This is a genomic window from Magnetospirillum sp. UT-4 (genome assembly GCF_902729435.1).
Lineage (GTDB): Bacteria > Pseudomonadota > Alphaproteobacteria > Rhodospirillales > Magnetospirillaceae > Magnetospirillum.
On the sequence record NZ_CACVCG010000062.1, the window covers coordinates 1 to 18,184 of the forward strand.

Consider the following 18,184-nt stretch of genomic DNA (forward strand, 5'->3'; position numbering starts at 1 on the left):
TACGGATAGGGAATGACCTCGATTGAGGCCAGGAGGGGTTGGGGGACCCAAAACGGCGAAATTTGACCCCGCCTCCCCCCAAGGCTATAAGGGCGCCATGCGCGCCAAGGTTCTCAAGGTCGTCCTCGTCAATCTCGCCCTGCTCCTCGGCCTGGTGGTGGTCGCCGAACTCATCTTCGGCGACTGGCTGCGCAGCGACCCCATCGCCCGCCTCGACCTGCCGCGCGGCACCGCCGTCACCGTCAATCCCGAGGGGCTCTATCCGGGCGCGCAGCCGTTCCTCTACCGGCGCGATCGGTGGGCACTGCGCGGCGCAGGCGTGGACCCGGCGAAGGTGACCATCCTCACCATCGGCGGCAGCACCACCAACCAGCTGTTCCTGCCCGACGAGCAGACCTGGCAGGCGGTGGCCGAGCGCGAGTTCCGCGCCCAGGGCCGCGACGACGTGGTGGTGGCCAATGCCGGCATCGACGGCCAGAGCACCGTCGGCCACATCAAGTCGCTGGAGGACTGGTTCCCCGCCATCCCGAACCTCAGGCCGCGCTTCGTGCTGGCCTATGTCGGGCTGAACGACGTCCACGTCTCGGGCGCCTGGATCGACGATCTGCGCCACCCCGACCCGATCAAGCGGTTCCGCCAGCGCAGCGCCATCATCCGCGCCTGGGGCAAGGTCGCCGGCATCCTGAAGGCGCGCCAGGCCAAGCTCACCCACCACCGGGTCGATTACGCCGGCGTGGAATGGACCGACACCCCCGCCGAGCCCGATTTCTCGGCCGGCCCCAATTCCACCCCCGAGGCCTACAAGGCGCGCCTGAAGCGGATGGCCCAGCTGATCCACGAGATGGGCGCGGTGCCGGTGCTGGTCACCCAGCCGCGCGGCGACTACCGGGTGGTGGACGGCAAGGTGCTGGGAGTGGCGAGCACGGAAGGCCGCAACGGCGTCGATAATTACCGCCTGCTGGCGCGCTTCAACCAGGCCACCCGCGAGGTCTGCCGCGACGAGGGGCTGCTGTGCCTGGACCTGGCCCGCGAGCTGACCTTCGAGACCGGGGATTTCTACGACCTTCTCCATACCAGCCCGAGCGGGTCGGAGAAGATCGGCCGCTGGCTCCACGCCAAGCTCGCGGGTCTGGTATGAGCGCGTGATTCCGGGTAAACAGGTTGCCCCCGATTCTTGAATTTTCGAGCATGGTGATGGACGACAAGCTGGTGATCGCGCTGCCCAAGGGCCGCATCCTCGACGAAGCGATGCCCCTGGTGCGTGCCGCAGGCATCGAGCCCGAGGCCGCCTTCGACGACCCCAAGAGCCGTCTGCTGCGCTTCGCCACCAACCACCCGCACATCGACATCATCCGGGTGCGCTCGTTCGACGTCGCCACCTTCGTCGCCTTCGGCGCCGCCCATCTCGGCATCGCCGGCAACGACGTGCTGATGGAGTTCGACTATCCCGAACTCTATGCCCCCCTCGATCTGGGCATCGGCGCCTGCCGCCTGTCGGTGGCCGAGCCGGCCGACCTGGCCGCCACCGACGATCCGCGCCGCTGGAGTCACGTCCGCATCGCCACCAAGTATCCCGAGGTGACCCGGCGCTTCTTTGCCGAGCGCGGGGTCCAGGCCGAGTGCGTCAAGCTCAACGGCGCCATGGAACTGGCTCCGTCGCTGGGCCTGTGCAGCCGCATCGTCGACCTGGTGTCCACCGGCTCGACGTTGAAGGCCAACGGCCTGAAGGAGGTGGAGGTGATCGCCGACGTGACCAGCCGCCTGATCGTCAACCGCGCCGCGCTGAAGACCCGCCCGGGGGAACTGACCGGGTGGATCGAGCGCTTCCGCATCGCCCGCGAGACCGCCGATGCTGCGGCTTGAGTCCCGCGCCCCCGGCTTCGAGGCCGGCTTCGCCGCCCTTCTCGACATGAAGCGTGAGAACGACGTCGATGTGAACGCCGCCGTCGCCGCCATCATCGCCGACGTCAAGGCGCGCGGCGACGAGGCGCTGATCGAGTACACCGCCCGCTTCGACCGCCTGCCCGGCCTCACGCCCGAAACCCTGCGCATCCCCGCCGCCGAGGTCGATGCCGCCATCGCCCAGGTTCCGGCCGAGCTGATCGCCGCCCTCGAACTGGCGGCCGACCGCATCGGCGAATTCCACCGCCGCCAGCTGCCCGAGGGCTACGCCTACACCGATGCCGCCGGAGTGCGGCTGGGCTGCCGCTGGACCGCGGTCGAGGCCGCCGGCCTCTATGTCCCGGGCGGCACCGCCGCCTATCCGTCGTCGGTGCTGATGAACGCCATCCCGGCCAAGGTCGCCGGAGTCGGGCGGCTGGTGATGGTGGTCCCCACCCCCGACGGCCGGCTCAATCCGCTGGTGCTGGCCGCCGCCCGCCTGGCCGGGGTGGACGAGATCTACCGCGTCGGCGGCGCCCAGGCGGTGGCGGCGCTGGCCTTTGGGACCGCCACCATCCGCCCGGTGGACAAGATCGTCGGACCCGGCAACGCCTATGTCGCCGCCGCCAAGCGCCAGGTGTTCGGCATCGTCGGCATCGACATGATCGCCGGCCCGTCGGAAATCCTGGTGGTCGCCGACGGCGCCAACGATCCCGCCTGGATCGCCGCCGACCTGCTGTCCCAGGCCGAGCACGACACCGCCGCCCAGTCGATCCTGATCACCGACGATGCCGGCTTCGGCGAGCGGGTGGTGCAGGCGGTGGCCTCCCACCTCGCCACCCTGCCCCGCGCCGCCATCGCCCGCGAGAGCTGGGAAGCCCACGGCGCCGTCATCGTGGTGCCCGATCTGCTGGCCGATGCGCCGGCCCTGGTCGACCGCATCGCGCCCGAGCACCTGGAACTGGCGGTGGCCGACCCCGATGCCCTGGCGGCGCGCATCCGCAACGCCGGCGCCATCTTCCTGGGGCGCTACACGCCCGAGGCGGTCGGCGACTATGTCGGCGGCCCCAACCACGTGCTGCCCACCGCCCGCTCGGCCCGCTTCTCGTCGGGGCTGGGGGTGCACGACTTCATGAAGCGCACCACCCTGATCGGCTGCGACGCCGAGTCCCTGCGCGCCGTCGGCCCCGCCGCCCTGGCCCTGGCCGAGGCCGAGGGGTTGGGGGCGCACGGCCTGTCGGTGGCGTTGCGCCTGAATCTGGGTCGGGGGTAGCCATGCCGCACCGGCAGCGCATCGTCCACGTCCAGCTCGACGAGAAGACCATGGTGCGGCGCCGGCCCGAGGTCGAGCACGAGCGCAACATCGCCATCTACGACCTGCTCGAGGAGAACTACTTCGCGCCGCAGGGGGGCGACTACGTCGGCCCCTACAACCTGCACCTCTCGCTCGAGGACAACCGGCTGCTGTTCGACATCCGCACCCAGGAGGACCTGCCGCAGTTGCAGGTGCCGCTGCCGCTGATGCCGTTCAAGTCCATCGTCAAGGACTACTTCCTGGTCTGCGAGAGCTACTACGCCGCCATCAAGAAGTCCTCGCCCTCGCAGATCGAGGCCATCGACATGGGCCGGCGCGGGCTGCACAACGAGGGCTCGGACCTGCTGAAGGACCGGCTGGCGGGGAAGGTCGACATCGACTTCGACACCGCCCGGCGGCTTTTCACGCTGATCTGCGTCCTGCACATCCGGGGCTGAGCCGGTGGGCGAGCTGCCCTCCGCCGTGCTGTTCTGCTGCACCTTCAATTCCATCCGCTCGCCCATGGCCGAGGGCATCATGAAGCGCCTGTTCGGCACCCGGGTGTTCGTGGATTCGGTGGGGGTGAAGCCGGGCCAGCTCGATCCCTTCGTGGTCGAGGTGATGGAGGAGATCGGCGTCGATTTGCGCAAGCACCACGCCAAGACCTTCGACGAGCTCGAGGACGACAGCTTCGACCTGGTGGTCTCGCTGTCGCCCGAGGCCCACCACTCGGCGCTGGAGCTGACCCGCACCCTGGCCTGCGAGGTCGAGTTCTGGCCCACCTTCGATCCCACCCTGATCGAGGGCAGCCGCGACGCCCGCCTGGACGCCTATCGCCAGGTGCGCGACGACCTGATGGCCCGCATCCGAAAACGCTTCCCCTCGGCCACCCTGGCGCGGGAATAGGGACGGCCGCGTCCGGGCGCAAAAGGGCTTGACCTGGGGTGGCTTAGCGCTCACTTATGTGCCCGGCTATGACTTGAACCGCCGATGGAAGGACCTATGGCGAAAGAGGACGTGATCGAATTCTCCGGTACCGTGTCCGAACTGCTTCCCAACGCCATGTTCCGGGTCAAGCTGGACAACGAGCACGAAATCCTCGCCCACACCTCCGGCAAGATGCGCAAGAACCGCATCCGCGTGCTGGCCGGAGACCGGGTCAACGTCGAGATGACGCCCTACGACCTGACCAAGGGTCGCATCACCTTCCGCTTCAAGTAGCCGCGTTGACCGAGATCGACCGGCTGGTCCTCGCCTCCGCCTCGCCCCGGCGCCTCGACCTGCTGCGTCAGGTCGGCATCATCCCCGCCGCGGTCGATCCCGCCGACATCGACGAATCACCGCTGAAGGGCGAACTGCCGCTGCCCCACGCCGCCCGCCTGGCCGAGGCCAAGGCCCGCGCCGTCGCCGCCCGCCATCCCGAATGCTTCGTCCTGGCCGCCGACACCGTGGTCGCCTGCGGGCGGCGCATCCTGCCCAAGGCCGAGGACCAGCGCACCGCCGCCAAATGCCTGGAGCTGCTGTCGGGGCGGCGCCACCGCGTCCATGGCGGCGTGGCGCTGCTGGGACCCGACGGCCGGCTGCTGGCCCGCACCGTCACCACCACCGTCACCGTCAAGCGCCTGGACCGGGCCGAGCTGGCCGCCTATCTCGAGTCCGGCGAATGGCACGGCAAGGCCGGCGGCTACGCCATCCAGGGCCTGGCCGCCGCCTTCGTGCGCCAGCTCTCGGGCTCCTATTCCAACGTGGTCGGCCTGCCACTGTTCGAGACCGTGCAGATGCTGCGCGGAGCGGGATTGCATGGCCACTGACATCCTCTATTCCTGGGGACCGGGTGAAAGCCGCATCGCCCTGGTGCGCGAAGGCCGCCTGGTCGAGGTCGCCATGGTGCGGCCCGAGCTGCTGGCCGGGGCGGTGGTGCTGGGCCGGGTGGTGGAGATGGCGCCCAAGCTGGGCGCCGCCTTCGTCGATATCGGCCAGGACCGTCCCGCCTTCCTGCAGGGCACCAAGGGGCTGACCCGCGGCGCCGCCGTGCTGGCCCAGGTCCGGGCCGATGCCGTCGGCTCCAAGGGCGCGACGCTGTCGGCCGACATCGTGCTGCCCGGCCGCCTGCTGGCCTATTCCCGCCTGCGGTCCGGCGTGACCCTGCCGAAGAAGCTGGCCGAGGACAAGCGCGCCCGCCTGCTGGAGAAGCTGGAGCCGCTGCTGGCCGAGGGCGAGGGGGTGGCGACCCGCATCGGCGCCCTGACCGCCTCCGAGCCCGAGCTGGAGGCCGAGCTGGTTTCCCACCGCGCCGCCTGGAGCGCCATCCAGGCCGCCGCCGCCGGCGCGCCGCCGCTGGTGGCGTGGCGGCCCGACCCGGTGGCCCGGCTGCTGGCCGACCATCCCGGCACCCATCGCATCCTGGTCGATGATGCCGCCGCCTTCGCCGAATTGCGCGGCCGCTTCGGCGCCCTGGTCGAGCACCATCAGGCCGGCCCGGTCTTCGCCCTGTCCGGCGTCGAGGACGCGCTGCAGGCGGCCGCCGAGCCCGAGGTTCGGTTGCCCTGCGGCGGCCGCGTCGCCATCGAGCCGACCGCCGCGCTGATCGCCATCGACGTGGATTCCGGCCCGGCCACGGCGGCCGAGGCCAACACCCAGGCGGTGGCGGTGATCGCCCGCCAGCTCCGCCTGCGCAACCTGTCGGGCCAGTTCGCGGTGGACTTCGTCTCGGGCGGCGGCAAGGGTGCCCTGCTCAAGCTGATGTCGGCACTGAAACAGGCGGTGGCCGCCGACCCGGTGGCCACCCATGTCATCGGCACGACGGCGCTGGGCCTGATCGAGATGACCCGCGAGCGTCGCGGCCCCTCCCTGGCCGAGCTGTCCGGCGAACGCGACTGGCGCGCCTCGGCTGAGGCGCTGGCCCTGGCTGCCCTGCGCCTGGCCCTGGCCGAAGCCCGCCACCGCCCCGGCCGCGCCCTGACCCTGACGGTGGCCCCCGACCTCGCCGCCGCCCTCGCCCGCCGCCCCCAGGCGCTGGCGGAAGCGGAAGCCCGCCTGGGCCGCCCGCTGACCATCCGCACCGAGTCCGCCCGCCGGCGCGAGGATGTCGGCATCGAGGAGGTCTGACCATGCCGCCCGCCCCCGCCAACACCAACAAGCCCTGCCCGGTCTGCGGCAAGCCCGCCGACGCCAAATTCCGCCCTTTCTGCTCGCGCCGCTGCGCCGACGTCGACCTCCACCGCTGGCTCGGCGGCGCCTACCGGGTCGAGACCGACGAGGCCGGGGAAACAGGCGGAAATGCTGGCGACGACGACGTTTGACAGCCTCGCCGAAACCCGTTATAAGCGCCCTCTCTTTCGGCCAGAAGCCGCCGTGCCCAGGTAGCTCAGTTGGTAGAGCATGCGACTGAAAATCGCAGTGTCGCTGGTTCGATTCCGGCCCTGGGCACCATTTATTCCCTTGAAATCAAGGCTTTAACGCCCCGCCAGAAGCGGGGCGTTTCTGCGTCTGTGCCGCTCTCCCCCAATTCTCCCCCAATACTTTCTTCTTCGAGCCAAAGACCAGCCCACCGGACACCGAGCGGGGAGCCGCCATCGGGCTTGCCGAGGCACGCCAGCGGCGCGACCATGCCCGCGACCGTCACCGACCCGCCGCCCAACGCGAAGCCGCCGCCAATCGTGCAAGGAACGTCAGTGACAGAAATGCCGCCGAGCGTTTCGAGCGGGCGGCACAAGCGGTCAGGGCTGGTGACCCCGTCGCCATCGCCGCCACTCGGTGCGGCGACACCGTCCCAGTGGTTTGCACTTTGGGTTGATCTGATAAAGTCGCCTGAGCCGCCCCAATTATTTCGATGGAGAGGGGCTATGAAGGGGATCGGAGCGGTTGCCGCTCGCCTGATGCTTGCGTCCTGCGTCGCGATTCGCCCACCTTGCGTTCGGCCAGTTGGCTGACCGCCTCGTCGGGTTCGCGCCGCAGCTTGTCGATGGAGGCGGCGATGACGGGCCGCTGCTGAAGGCGGGAACCGGCTGCGGCTCATGCGTCGCCGAACTGAAGGCCCTGCTGGCCCAGGACACCGTCGCGGCGTGAGCCGGGCGACATGGGCATTGCCGGTACGGCCATTGATCAAGAGCAAGGACAACCCCGCGGATCAAATGGTATCTCGGTTCGTGATGATGCCGGAGGCCTAGGAAATGCGGGCGGGTTGGCCGATCGTGGTCTTGTTGTTGGCCCTCGCGGGGGCGGCGCGGGCGGGCGAAATATCCGTCCAGTCACCTTGGACCCGGGCCACCGCCGCCACGGCCAGGACGGGCGCGATCTACTTCACGCTGATCAACCGGGGCGCTGTCCCCGACCGGCTGATGGCCGCCACCTCTCCCGTCGCCGAAACAGTGGAGCTGCATACGCACATCGAGGAAGGCGATGTGCTGAAGATGAGGCCGGTCGAGGCCGTTGAGGTTCCGGCGGACGGGCGGGTCACCTTTCAGCCCAGCGGGCTGCACGTCATGCTGATCGGCCTGAGGAAGGCGTTGAAGGAAGGCCAGTCGGTGCCGGTGGTCCTGATCTTCGAGAAGGCGGGAAGAATCGCCACGGAAGCGCGCGTCCTGCCGGTGCGGGCGCAGGCGCCGCAATAGCCGCCAAGGATTCGGCCGGCCCTGTGCGGCGCCCTGGCGGATTTTCCGCCGGCGAAGAGCGGGTGAACGATTTCTCTTTTCCGGTTTGACCGCGATCAATATGCTGCTTGGCCAGGTGAGCTACCTTGCCGACGGCTACCATCAGGGACGCAACCGCGATGTCACGGTCCGGCCACAGCATTCATTCCAGGACGGGGCGCCGCTGGGCGGCCCTGCTGGGTGTGCTGGCGCTGGTGGTCCAGATCCTGCTGCCGCTGTCGCAGCCCCGCGCCGCCTGGGTCGAGGAGGGGTTGTTCCCGCCCACCTGTTCGGTGCATCTGGCCGACGCTGCCGGGACCGATGCCGATGCCGACGGCGTTGCGCCCGGTCACTGCCCGCTGTGCCAGCTGGCGGCGGCGGTCGCCATCGAGCCCTCGATCCTGGTGCTGCCCTTCGCCTGGCCGGCCGGCGTGGCCGTGCCCGACATGGCGGCCGACGACCGCCCGGTTCGCGCGGCCTTCCCGCCATCCTCTCCCCCCCGAGGGCCACCCTCCCACGCGTAAGCAATCGTGCTTCACGCAAATGTGGGAGATGAGTGATGAGCAAATCCGTTTCCGTCGCGGCCCGTGATGGGTCCGCCGCGTCGTCGGTGGTCCTGGGCACCGGCCTGACCCTGGCCTCGCTGATCCTGGTGCCGGCGCTGTCGCAGGCGGTGGGCCTGGGACCCAGCCTGACCAGCGCCTTGCGCATCGTGCTGATGAAGGCCGCCGCCCGGGTATGAGCCCCGTGCGTCCGTCCTTCATCGCGCTGGCCGGCTTGGCCGGCGCCGTCGCGGCGTTGGGTGCGACCTTCGTCGATGCCGGGCTGCGTTCGGCGGCGGCGGGGCCGGGCTTGGCCGCGCGGGGCGCCCTGGCGGCGCGGCTGGAGCTGACCGACCTCGCCCTGTTCACCGAGGCGCGCTACACCCGCAACCCCAGCCAGGCCGACCTGCACGCCGCCTTCCAGGACCATCCCTTCGCCTTCGAGCACTTCCCCACCGGGTCGCTGGTGGCGCCGGCAGCGGCGAAACGGGGGCGGCCATGACCGCCGGCTGGATCAGCCGCCAGCGGCACCTGCTGGACTTCGCCCTGTCGTCGCTGGGCCGGCGGCGGGGCAAGAATCTCGGGCTGCTGGCGGTCTACACCCTGGTGGTGTTCGTGCTGGCCTCGGTGATGCTGTTCAGCCACGCCATCCGCCACGAGGCGCGGCTGGTGCTGAAGGACAGCCCCGAGGTGGTGGTGCAGAAGCTGGTGGCGGGGCGCCACGACCTCATTCCCGCCGGCCATCTCGAGGCGATCCGCGGCGTGCGCGGCGTGCGCGCGGCGGAAGGGCGGCTGTGGGGCTACCTGTTCGACCCGGCGGCGGCGGCCAATTACACCCTGATGGTGCCGCGCGACCAGCCGCCGGCGCCGGGCACCGCCCTGATCGGCAGCGGCGTCGCCGCCGTGCGCGACGCCGCCCCCGGCGACACGCTGAGCTTCCGCGCCCATGACGGCCAGCTGGTGCAGTTCACCGTGGCGGGAACCCTGGAGCGGGACTCGGCGCTGGTCTCGGCCGACCTGTTCCTGGTCTCCGAGGCCGATTTCCGCCGCCTGTTCGGGGTACCGGAGGGCCGCTTCACCGACATCGTCGCCTCGGTGCGCAATCCGCGCGAAATCCGCACGGTGGCCGAGAAGATCGACGCGGCGCTGCCCGACACCCGCATCATCCTGAGGGACGAGATCCTGCGCACCTACGATTCGGTGTTCGACTGGCGCGAGGGCATGCTGCTGGTGCTGCTGTCGGGCGCCATCCTGGCCTTTGGCATCTTCGCCTGGGAGAAGGCGTCGGGCCTGTCGGCCGAGGAGCGGCGCGAGATCGGCATCCTCAAGGCGGTGGGCTGGGAGACCTCGGACGTCATCAGGCTCAAGACCCTGGAAGGCATGGTCATCTCGCTGACCGCCTTCCTGGCCGGCTACGTGCTGGGCTATCTCCACGTCTTCCACTTCGGCGCGCCGCTGTTCGAGCCGGTGCTGAAGGGCTGGGCGGTGCTCTATCCCGATTTCCGGCTGACCCCGTTCGTGGACGAGTTGCAGGTGGCGACCCTGTTCTTCTTCACCGTCTTTCCCTACACGGTGGCCACCGTGGTGCCGATCTGGCGCGCCGCCACCGTCGATCCCGATCAGGTGATGCGATGAGGCCGCCGCCATGATCCGCCTCACCGACGTCAGAAAGGCCTTCAACCAGGGGCGCCACAACGAGTTCTGGGCGCTGAAGGGCATCGATCTGCGGCTCGCGGCCGGCGCGGTGACGGTGTTCCGCGGCCCCAGCGGCTCGGGCAAGACCACGCTGCTGACCATGGTCGGCGCCCTGGCGCGGCCGACCTCGGGCCGGGTGCACCTGGAGGAGCGCGACATCTCGGCCATGCCCGAGCGGTTCCTCACCGAAATACGGCGCTCCACCTTCGGCTTCGTGTTCCAGAACTTCAACCTGATCAAGGGCCTGTCCGTGGTCGAGAACGTCATGATCCCGGCCTATCCGGTGGGGCTGCCCCATGGCCGGCTGAAGGCGCGGGCGATGGACTTGCTGGAGCGCCTGGAGATGGCCGACAAGGCCGAGGCCCGCGCCGAATGGCTGTCGGGCGGCGAGGCCCAGCGGGCGGCCATCGCGCGGGCGCTGATCAACGATCCCCGGGTGCTGATTGCCGACGAACCGACCGCCAACCTGGACAGCGAGCGCTCGGCCCAGTTCCTGTCCATCGTCGCGGGATTGAAGCGCGACGGACGCACGTTGCTGATGACCAGCCACGACCCGATGGTGGCCGAGGCGGCGGTGGTCGATCGCGTGGTCTCGCTCCGCGACGGCCGGCAGGTGGAGGCGCGCTGATGCTGTTCCAGCCGGCCATCATCGCGCTGATCCTGGCCTCGGCGGTCTCGACCCTGATGCTGGCCTCGTCGCTGCCCTTCGTGGTGCGGGTGCTGCGGCGCTGGGACATGGCCAGCGGCGCCGAGACGCAGCTGGAGATGGAGCGCCGGACCTATCTGGTCGCCACCCTGCTGAAGCTGGTCCTGGTCGCCCAGGGGGCGGCGCTGGTGCTGTTCGTCTTCAACGCCGACCGCATGGCCTCGCTGTTCACCGGGGCGATGTGCGCGGTGGGGACGCTGAAGGTGGATCGCTGGGGCTTTCCCGCCCTCTACCTGCACATGGCGGTGTTCTTCCTGTCGGCCTTCTGGCTGGTGCTCAACCATGTCGACAACCTGGGCTGGGACTATCCGCTGATCCGGCTGAAATACGCCGCCCTGCTGGGGCTGGCGCCGGTGGTGGCGGTGGCCGGCGGGGTCCAACTGGCCTATTTCCTGGGCCTGCGCGCCGACGTCATCACCTCGTGCTGCTCGACCCTGTTCAGCGGCAACGGCATCACCGTCACCAGCAACGCCCTGGCCGCCATGCCGCACGGGGTGGCGTTGGGCCTGCTGGCGGCCGGCCTGGCGGCGGTGGCCGCCAGCGGCGCCCATTTCCTGCTGCGCGGTTCGGGCGGCGTGGTTCATGCCTTGGCCTCGGCGGCGGTGCTGGGGATCGGGCTGGCGGCGGTGGTGTCGACCATTTCCGTCTACGTCTACGAGCTGCCGCACCACCATTGCCCGTTCTGCCTGCTCAAGCGCGAATACGGCCATGTCGGCTACGCCCTCTATCTGCCGCTGTTCCTCGGCACGGTGTGCGGCGTGGGCGGCGGCATCGCGGCGCGGACCCGGCGCCATCCCAGCCTGGCCCTGGCGGCGCCGCGGGCGGCGCGGCGGCTGGTCGGGGTTTCGCTGGCCTGCTTCGCCGCCTTCGGCGTGGTCGCCCTGTGGCTGGTCCTGCGCTCGCACCTGATCCTGTTCGAGGCGGCGCCATGATCGCCCGCGTCCTCGCCTTGACCATCCTGCTGCTGGCCGCCGGCTGCGACGACGGCCCCGGCGCTCCCCATGTGGGCGAGCCGGTGCGGCCGTTCTCGGCCAAGGCCCTGACCGGCGAGACCATCGAGCTGCCGGCGGCGGCGGCCGGCAAGGTGGTGGTGGTGCGCTTCTGGGCCAGCTGGTGCGCCTTCTGCAAGGACGAGATGAAAGCCATCGAGCCGATCTGGCGCCGGCACCGTGACGACGGATTGCTGGTGCTGGCGGTCAATGCCGGCCAGAGCCGCAAGGACATCGAGGCGTTCGTGGCGCCCATGGACCTGTCCTATCCCATCCTGCTCGACCCGGGATCGAAGATTTCCCGCGCCTGGGGGGTGACCGCGCTGCCCATGACCGTGCTGGTCGGCCGCGACGGCACGGTGAAGCGGCGCATCCTGGGCGAGACGGACGAGGCGGCCTTCCGCCAAGCGGTGGAGGACCTGCTGTGAGCGGCGACCGGCAGCCCTGCGACCTGTGCGGCCTGCCGGTCGAGCGGCCCGGATATGACCATCGATCACGCGGCCGGACCCTGCGGTTCTGCTGCGAGGGGTGCCGGGACATCTGGCGAATGTTGAACGAAGACGAGAAGGAGAACGATCATGAGTGCTGATTGCCCGCTTTGCGAGGAAGCCCTGACCCACGCCGCCGGCGGCATGTCCATGGGCAAGGGGGCGGTGATCGCCGCCGCCGGCATCGGCGCGGTGGCCGGCCGCTCGCTGCTGGGGCGGCTGGTCTCGAGCCCGGTGGTGCTGTTCGCCGCCGGCGTGGCGGTGGGCTATTACGGCTTCAAGTACCGCAAGGAGATCGCCGCCGCGGTGGCCAAGGGCTCCGACATGGGCCGCGACATGGTGCTGAACGCCAAGGAAAGCCTGGCCGATCTGGTCGAGGAGACCCGCGCCGGCGAGGCCGCCCCCAAGGAGTAGCCGCCATGGCCCTGCGCGCCAGGAAGCCGGCGGAGCCGCCGGGCCGCCCGCTGTGGCGGCAGATGGCCGTGCGCCACCGCGCCCCCGGCCACCTGCGGTTCGACCTGCCGGCGCCGCTGTGTTCCGCCGCCGCCGCCGACATCATCGAGGCCGGCCTGTCGCGGCTGGACGGCGTGACCCGGGTGACGGTGTTCACCGCCAGCCGCAAGCTGTCGATCCGCTGGATCGAGGAACTGTGCCCGACCGCCGACGTGGTGCGCACCCTGGCGGCCATCGTCGACGGCATCGGCGTGCCGCTGCCGACTCCCGCCGCCCCGGCCGGGGGGGTGGTGGGGCGGCTCAAGCGGGCCGTGCCGCTGGCCCGCTGGCGGGCGCGCTACGCCGACCTCAAGGCCAAGGCGTCGGTGCTGTCCCAGATCATCGCCATCAAGACCGGGCGCAAGCCGCCGCTGCCGGCCGAGGCTGCGGACTGGGCCATCAATTTCGCCAACGATCTGGTGGTGTTCTATCTGGTGCGGCTGCACTGGCAGCGCATCACAACGATGTGGCTGCCCAATCCCTGGACCTACCGCACCCAATGGCTGGCGGTGATCTACCTGACCTTCCTGCTGGTGCGCTACCGCAAGGCGCGCAAGGCCCAGGCCGAGGCGGAACCGCCGCCGCCCTGCTGCGGAGGGTGACGGTGGAGCACATCGTCCCGGTCCATGTCCTCCGGCACCGTGTCCGCGCCGTCGCCCCCGCCCTGCGCGGCGATTCCGAGCGCGCCTGCCTGCTCGAGATCCTGCTGCGCAAACACGAGGCGGTGCGCCAGGTGCGGGTGGTGGCCGCGATCGGCTCGGTCACGGTGCGTTTCGATCCCCGCCGACTGCCGGCGGGCGCCGTGCTGACGCTGCTGGACCGGGTGGTGGGCAATCTCGGGCGCGCCACCCCCAGGCCGATGGCGGCGCCGCCGCCCGACGGGCCGGTGAATACCGTGCGGGTCGCCGTCGGCGGCATGACCTGCGCCTCGTGCGCCGCCTTGATCCAGATGCGTCTCGGCCGCGACCCGCGGGTGCGGACGGCCTCGGTCAACTTCGCCAGCGAGACCGCCGAGATCGTCGGCCGGCTCGATCGCGGCGCGGTGGACTCGGTGGTGGCCGCCCTGGGCTACGAGGCCCGGCCCATGGACACCCTGGCGCAACGCCGCCTGGCGGCCGAGCGCGACCGCGCCCGCCTGGCCGAGGCGCGGCGGCGCGCCATCGAATCGGGGCTGCTGTCCCTGCCGGTGATGGCCCTGGGCATGGCCATGCCCCGGTTCTGGCTGTGGCGCTGGGTCGAGCTGGCGCTGACGGTGCCGGTGGTGCTGGGGCTGGGCCGGCCGTTCTTCGCGCGGGCGCTGCGGCTGGCGCGCCAGCGCAGTGCCAACATGGATACCCTGATCGCCCTGGGCTCGGGGGCGGCGCTGGGCCATTCCACCCTGTCGCTGCTGGCCGGCCGCCATCACCTCTATTTCGAGGCGGCGGCCGGCATCGTCTCGTTCGTCCTGCTGGGGCGCTGGCTGGAGGAACGGGCCAAGGGCCGGGCCGGCGAGGCCATCCGCCGGCTGATCGCGCTGCAGCCCGACACCGCGACCCTTCTGTGCGACGGCGTCGCCACGGTGGTGCCGGTGGATCGGTTGGCGGTCGGCGATCTCATCCTGGTCCGCCCGGGCGAGCGCATCGCCCTGGACGGCGAGGTGGTTGCCGGGCTGTCGGCGGTGGACGAATCCCTGGTCACCGGCGAGAGCATGCCGGTGGTGCGCGGGAAGGGAGCCCGGGTGGTGGGCGGCTGCATCAACGGCGACGGCGCCCTGACGGTGCGGGTGTCGGCCACCGGCGGCGACACCGTACTGGCCGGCATCGTCCGCATGGTCGATCACGCGCAAGGGGCCAAGCTGCCGGTGCAGCGCCTGGCCGACCGGGTCTCGGCGGTGTTCGTGCCGGCGGTGGTGGCCGCCGCCGCGCTGACCCTGGCCGGCAACCTGGCCGCCGGGCGGCGGCCGGGGGCGGCGGTGGACGCCGCCGTCTCGGTGTTGCTGATCGCCTGTCCCTGCGCCCTCGGTCTGGCCACGCCCACCGCCATCATGGCGGCCATCGGCGCCGCCGCCCGCCGGGGCATCTACATCCGCGACGGCGCCGCCCTGGAAGCGGCGGCGGACCTGTCGGTGCTGATCTTCGATAAGACCGGCACCCTCACCGAGGGACGCCCGGTGGTGGAGAGCCTGCGCATCCTCGACGGCGACGAAGGCGAGGTGCTGGCCCTTCTGGCCGCGGCCGAGGCCGGGTCCGAACACCCCCTCGGCCGCGCCGTGCTCGCCCTGGCCGCCGCCCGGGGCGTCCGGCCGCCGCCGGCCGAGGACTTCACGGCGGTGCCGGGCAGCGGGGTGCGGGCGAGGGTGGACGGCCGCCTGGTCGAGATCGGCAACCTTCCGTTCGAGGGCGAGCCGGCGGCGGCGGGAACCCGGGCCTATGCCCGCATCGACGGCCGCCCGGCGGCGGTGCTGGCCTTCGCCGACCGGCCCCGCGACGGTGCCGCTCAGGCGATCCAGGCCTTGCACGACCTCGGCGTGCGCACCCTCATGGTCACCGGCGACGCCGAGGAGCCGGCCCGGGCGGTCGCCGCCGCCATCGGCATCGCCGAGGTGGTGGCCGGCGCCACCCCGGCCCGCAAGCACGACATCGTCGCCGAATTGAAGGCGGCCGGCCTGAAGGTCGGCATGATCGGCGACGGACTCAACGACGCCCCGGCCTTGGCCGCCGCCGATGTGGGCTTCGCCATCGGCACCGGTACCGACGTGGCCATGGATTCGGCCGCGATCACCCTGGTCGGCGGCGACATCGCCAAGGTCGCCGCCATGATCGCCCTGGCCCGGCGCACCCGCGCGATCATGCGCCAGAACCTGGCCTGGGCGCTGGGCTACAACACCCTGGCCATTCCCACCGCCGCCATGGGGCGCCTGACTCCCATGGTGGCGTCCATGGCCATGGCGGCGTCGTCGGTGTCGGTGGTGGCCAATTCCCTGAGGCTGCAGCGATGACCGGGGCCGGTATCGATCTGGGGCTGGCCTTCACCGCCGGGCTGCTGGGCAGCGGCCATTGCCTCGGCATGTGCGGCGCCCTGGCCTCGGGCTTCTTCATCCGCATGGGCGAGGCCGGAAAGGGCGTGCTGCCGCTGGCCGGCTACCACGGCACCCGGCTGGCGGTCTACGCCGTGGTCGGCGCCGTCGCCGCCCTGCTGGGCCTGGCCCTGGTCTCCACCGGCATCATCGGCAAGGCCCAGGCGGTGCTGCAGATCCTGGCCGGCGTGGTGGTGATCGCCCTGGGGCTGGACGTGCTCGGACTCGTGCGGCTGCCGGCTCTGGGCCTGCCCACCGCCGTGGCCCGGCGCATCTTCCACCGGGCCGGCACCGCCTCGCCGCTGGCCGGCGCCGCCATGGGCGGCCTGGTCAACGGGCTGATGCCCTGCGCCCTGACCCTGGCCATGGCGGTCAAGGCCACGTCTTCGGGAGGGCCGGGTCAGGGGGCGCTGCTGATGCTGGCCTTCGGCGCCGGCACCCTGCCGGCGATGCTGTTCGTCAGCGTGATTTTCGGCCGCCTGGGCGCGGCCTTGCGGGGTTGGATGCTCAAGGGAGCGGCCGCGGTGGTCATCGCCATGGGCGTGGCCACGCTGTTCCAGGGGATTCGCTTCTTCGAAGTGATGCTGCCCCTGGCCAATTGGTGAGAGGGAGAAAGACCATGAATCGTCGCAATTTCCTGCTGGCCGGCAGCGCCGTCGCCGCCATCGCCGCCGCCGTGCCGGCCGCCCGGGCCGCCGAGGGTGACGGCACGCCCATGCAGTTCATGCCCAAGACGCCCAAGGATGCCAATCCGCTGGACAACGACATCGGGAAGTACCCGAAGTGCCCCTATTGCGGCATGGACCGCAAGCAGTACCACTTCAGCCGTCATCTCATTCACTACTCGGACGACCTGGTGGACGGCACCTGCTCGCTGCATTGCGCCGCCATCTCGCTGTCGCTGAACCTGGACCGGGTGCCGAAGGCCATCTATGCCCCGGACAACGGCTCGGGCCTCGAGATCAAGCCGCTGACCAACGCCGAGCAGGCGTTCTACGTCATCGGCGGCGACCACAAGCCGGTGATGAGCAAGACCCCCAAGACCTCGTTCGCCGCCAAGGTCGCCGCCGAGGCCGCCAAGGGCACCGGCGAGGTGGTCGATTTCGACAAGGCGCTGATGCTGAGCTACATGAGCATGGCCGACGACACCAAGATGATCCGCATGAGGCGGGAGGAACGGCGCCGCGCCATGCAGCACAAGGGGCATTGACCATGATCCGCCGCCTCGCTTTGCTTGCGCTCCTGCTGCTGGCGGCGCCCGCGCAAGCGGGCGAGGTGGTGACCCCGCCGCCGGCGCCCAACACCGTCTGTCCGGTCTGCGGCATGTTCGTCGCCAAATACCCCGAATGGGTGGCGACGGTGCTGTACAAGGACGGTCACGCCCATCACTTCGACGGCGCCAAGGACCTGTTCAAGTTCCTGGCCTCGCCGAAGCAATACGTGGCCGGCCACCGACCCGACGACGTGGCCACGGTGGCGGTGACCGACTATTACGCGGTCACCCGCATCGACGCCCGTGACGCCTTCTACGTCATCGGCTCGGACGTGCTCGGCCCCATGGGCCACGAACTGGTGCCGTTCCTCACCCACGCCGAGGCCGAGGAGTTCATGAAGGACCACAGCGGCAAGGAAATCCTGTCTTTCGGACAGGTTACGCCGGAGGTGATCCATCGCCTGGACCGCGGGCGCTTCAAATAGCAGGCCCGCTCGGACCGGTTTCAATCCACGCCCCCGTGAGGGGGCGACGGCGATCTACTACAACACGACCGACGCGGCAATGTTTCAATCCACGCCCCCGTGAGGGGGCGACGCTTCATCTGGTCCGCCGTCTCTCCCTGGCGGGAGTTTCAATCCACGCCCCCGTGAGGGGGCGACGCGACACGGCATGGTAGACAACCCTGCTGAACGGTTTCAATCCACGCCCCCGTGAGGGGGCGACGCTGGTTACTATCAAGTATCCGCAGGCGCTGAAATGTTTCAATCCACGCCCCCGTGAGGGGGCGACGCGCCTCACCGGAGACTAGGGGCGGAGACAGGAAATGTTTCAATCCACGCCCCCGTGAGGGGGCGACAATGCCGGGCCGTCGCTCGGCGCCGGCGGCGGCAAGGTTTCAATCCACGCCCCCGTGAGGGGGCGACGCGTCCGCGTTCATCGGCAGGCTGTCGATTCCAATGTTTCAATCCACGCCCCCGTGAGGGGGCGACCGCGGCGCCGGGGGCCATGTCGTATCCGTGGCGCTGGTTTCAATCCACGCCCCCGTGAGGGGGCGACTTGCACAACCGACTTTACCTCGGCGAGGTGACGTGGTTTCAATCCACGCCCCCGTGAGGGGGCGACGCGATGCTTCCGCCGTGACCATCCTGCAAAACATGTTTCAATCCACGCCCCCGTGAGGGGGCGACCTGGCCCG

24 protein-coding genes, 1 tRNA gene and 1 CRISPR repeat array (1 of these 26 cut by a window edge) are annotated in these 18,184 nt (G+C 70.5%); all 25 genes read left to right on the top strand.

The window, feature by feature from the left end; all coding sequences use genetic code 11:
• Positions 1–97 precede the first annotated feature (97 nt).
• Positions 98–1,138 carry a GDSL-type esterase/lipase family protein gene (locus MTBUT4_RS10385; RefSeq protein ID WP_173979622.1) on the top strand — a complete coding sequence of 347 codons (1,041 nt, stop codon included), beginning with the start codon at positions 98–100 and terminating at the stop codon, positions 1,136–1,138.
• A gap of 50 nt (positions 1,139–1,188) precedes the next feature.
• On the top strand, positions 1,189–1,863 hold the full coding sequence (gene hisG, locus MTBUT4_RS10390) for an ATP phosphoribosyltransferase (RefSeq protein WP_173979623.1): 675 nt from the start codon (positions 1,189–1,191) through the stop codon (positions 1,861–1,863).
• On the top strand, positions 1,850–3,154 hold the full coding sequence (gene hisD / locus MTBUT4_RS10395) for a histidinol dehydrogenase (protein ID WP_173979624.1): 1,305 nt from the start codon (positions 1,850–1,852) through the stop codon (positions 3,152–3,154). The genes hisG and hisD overlap by 14 nt, the downstream gene beginning before the upstream one ends.
• Positions 3,155–3,156: 2 nt before the next feature.
• A complete protein-coding gene (locus tag MTBUT4_RS10400) occupies positions 3,157–3,633 on the top strand; it encodes a UPF0262 family protein (RefSeq protein ID WP_173979625.1) in 477 nt (158 codons plus the stop codon).
• Positions 3,634–3,637: 4 nt separating this feature from the next.
• On the top strand, positions 3,638–4,081 hold the full coding sequence (locus MTBUT4_RS10405; protein ID WP_173979626.1) for an arsenate reductase ArsC: 444 nt from the start codon (positions 3,638–3,640) through the stop codon (positions 4,079–4,081).
• A gap of 96 nt (positions 4,082–4,177) precedes the next feature.
• On the top strand, positions 4,178–4,396 hold the full coding sequence (infA, locus tag MTBUT4_RS10410; protein WP_173979627.1) for a translation initiation factor IF-1: 219 nt from the start codon (positions 4,178–4,180) through the stop codon (positions 4,394–4,396).
• A gap of 5 nt (positions 4,397–4,401) precedes the next feature.
• Positions 4,402–4,986, top strand: a complete 585-nt coding sequence (locus MTBUT4_RS10415; protein ID WP_371737788.1) for a nucleoside triphosphate pyrophosphatase — start codon at positions 4,402–4,404, stop codon at positions 4,984–4,986.
• On the top strand, positions 4,976–6,283 hold the full coding sequence (locus MTBUT4_RS10420) for a ribonuclease E/G (protein WP_173979628.1): 1,308 nt from the start codon (positions 4,976–4,978) through the stop codon (positions 6,281–6,283). The genes MTBUT4_RS10415 and MTBUT4_RS10420 overlap by 11 nt, the downstream gene beginning before the upstream one ends.
• A gap of 2 nt (positions 6,284–6,285) precedes the next feature.
• Positions 6,286–6,477 carry a DNA gyrase inhibitor YacG gene (locus MTBUT4_RS10425; RefSeq protein ID WP_173979629.1) on the top strand — a complete coding sequence of 64 codons (192 nt, stop codon included), beginning with the start codon at positions 6,286–6,288 and terminating at the stop codon, positions 6,475–6,477.
• A 54-nt stretch (positions 6,478–6,531) separates the two neighbouring features.
• Positions 6,532–6,607: transfer RNA gene (locus tag MTBUT4_RS10430), tRNA-Phe, on the top strand.
• A 492-nt stretch (positions 6,608–7,099) separates the two neighbouring features.
• Positions 7,100–7,243, top strand: coding sequence for a hypothetical protein (locus tag MTBUT4_RS10435; RefSeq protein WP_173979630.1), 144 nt, complete (start codon positions 7,100–7,102; stop codon positions 7,241–7,243).
• Between the two features lie 104 nt (positions 7,244–7,347).
• On the top strand, positions 7,348–7,788 hold the full coding sequence (locus tag MTBUT4_RS10440) for a copper chaperone PCu(A)C (protein ID WP_173979631.1): 441 nt from the start codon (positions 7,348–7,350) through the stop codon (positions 7,786–7,788).
• A 158-nt stretch (positions 7,789–7,946) separates the two neighbouring features.
• Positions 7,947–8,330 carry a DUF2946 family protein gene (locus MTBUT4_RS10445; protein WP_173979632.1) on the top strand — a complete coding sequence of 128 codons (384 nt, stop codon included), beginning with the start codon at positions 7,947–7,949 and terminating at the stop codon, positions 8,328–8,330.
• A 35-nt stretch (positions 8,331–8,365) separates the two neighbouring features.
• Positions 8,366–8,548: a hypothetical protein gene (locus tag MTBUT4_RS10450; RefSeq protein WP_173979633.1), complete on the top strand. Its 183-nt coding sequence runs from the start codon at positions 8,366–8,368 to the stop codon at positions 8,546–8,548.
• Positions 8,545–8,850, top strand: a complete 306-nt coding sequence (locus MTBUT4_RS10455; RefSeq protein ID WP_254434815.1) for a hypothetical protein — start codon at positions 8,545–8,547, stop codon at positions 8,848–8,850. Before MTBUT4_RS10450 ends, MTBUT4_RS10455 begins: the two co-directional genes overlap by 4 nt.
• Complete coding sequence (locus MTBUT4_RS10460; RefSeq protein ID WP_173979634.1) at positions 8,847–9,983, top strand: ABC transporter permease; 1,137 nt, start codon at positions 8,847–8,849, stop codon at positions 9,981–9,983. Before MTBUT4_RS10455 ends, MTBUT4_RS10460 begins: the two co-directional genes overlap by 4 nt.
• A gap of 10 nt (positions 9,984–9,993) precedes the next feature.
• On the top strand, positions 9,994–10,671 hold the full coding sequence (locus tag MTBUT4_RS10465) for an ABC transporter ATP-binding protein (protein WP_173979635.1): 678 nt from the start codon (positions 9,994–9,996) through the stop codon (positions 10,669–10,671).
• Entirely contained in the window at positions 10,671–11,681 is a 1,011-nt protein-coding gene (locus tag MTBUT4_RS10470; protein WP_173979636.1) for a hypothetical protein, read from the top strand. The genes MTBUT4_RS10465 and MTBUT4_RS10470 overlap by 1 nt, the downstream gene beginning before the upstream one ends.
• Positions 11,678–12,166: a TlpA disulfide reductase family protein gene (locus MTBUT4_RS10475; protein ID WP_173979637.1), complete on the top strand. Its 489-nt coding sequence runs from the start codon at positions 11,678–11,680 to the stop codon at positions 12,164–12,166. Before MTBUT4_RS10470 ends, MTBUT4_RS10475 begins: the two co-directional genes overlap by 4 nt.
• Before the next feature lie 150 nt (positions 12,167–12,316).
• Positions 12,317–12,640, top strand: a complete 324-nt coding sequence (locus MTBUT4_RS10480; RefSeq protein ID WP_254434816.1) for a hypothetical protein — start codon at positions 12,317–12,319, stop codon at positions 12,638–12,640.
• A 5-nt stretch (positions 12,641–12,645) separates the two neighbouring features.
• Entirely contained in the window at positions 12,646–13,320 is a 675-nt protein-coding gene (locus MTBUT4_RS10485) for a hypothetical protein (RefSeq protein ID WP_173979638.1), read from the top strand.
• 2 nt (positions 13,321–13,322) lie between these two features.
• Positions 13,323–15,695 (top strand): cation-translocating P-type ATPase, encoded by a 2,373-nt coding sequence (locus MTBUT4_RS10490; protein ID WP_217424151.1) that lies wholly within the window; start codon positions 13,323–13,325, stop codon positions 15,693–15,695.
• Positions 15,692–16,378: a sulfite exporter TauE/SafE family protein gene (locus MTBUT4_RS10495; RefSeq protein ID WP_173979640.1), complete on the top strand. Its 687-nt coding sequence runs from the start codon at positions 15,692–15,694 to the stop codon at positions 16,376–16,378. The genes MTBUT4_RS10490 and MTBUT4_RS10495 overlap by 4 nt, the downstream gene beginning before the upstream one ends.
• 14 nt (positions 16,379–16,392) lie before the next feature.
• Positions 16,393–16,983 (top strand): nitrous oxide reductase accessory protein NosL, encoded by a 591-nt coding sequence (locus MTBUT4_RS10500; RefSeq protein WP_173979641.1) that lies wholly within the window; start codon positions 16,393–16,395, stop codon positions 16,981–16,983.
• A gap of 2 nt (positions 16,984–16,985) precedes the next feature.
• Positions 16,986–17,471 (top strand): nitrous oxide reductase accessory protein NosL, encoded by a 486-nt coding sequence (locus MTBUT4_RS10505; RefSeq protein WP_173979642.1) that lies wholly within the window; start codon positions 16,986–16,988, stop codon positions 17,469–17,471.
• Positions 17,472–17,488: 17 nt separating this feature from the next.
• Positions 17,489–18,184: a CRISPR direct-repeat array (repeat unit 31 nt; unit sequence GTTTCAATCCACGCCCCCGTGAGGGGGCGAC) (it continues 2,934 nt past the right edge of the window).